Raw genomic sequence first — 311 nt, 5'->3', positions numbered from 1 at the left:
GAATCAGTCTCAGAGTCCATCTCAGAATCCGTGAGCGAATCTGTATCAGAGTCCATCTCAGAATCCGTGAGTGAATCTGTATCTGAATCCATCTCAGAATCCGTGAGTGAATCAGTCTCAGAGTCCATCTCAGAATCCGTGAGTGAATCAGTATCAGAATCAATCTCTGAGTCAGTGAGCGAGTCTGTCTCAGAGTCCATCTCCGAGTCAGTTAGCGAATCTGTATCTGAATCCATCTCCGAGTCCGTGAGTGAGTCAGTCTCAGAGTCTATTTCAGAATCTGTGAGCGAGTCCGTCTCAGAATCTATTTC

Annotated in this window: 1 pseudogene; it reads right to left on the bottom strand. The window is 46.0% G+C overall.

Annotated elements, in window-relative coordinates:
• A pseudogene (locus C1E99_RS14760) lies at positions 1–311 on the bottom strand (fibrinogen-binding protein); the annotation flags it as partial.

Source organism: Streptococcus suis (assembly GCF_002964045.1).
Lineage (GTDB): Bacteria > Bacillota > Bacilli > Lactobacillales > Streptococcaceae > Streptococcus > Streptococcus suis_U.
Note: the sequence above shows the minus strand (reverse complement) of the source record. Positions and strands in the feature narration are given on the sequence as shown.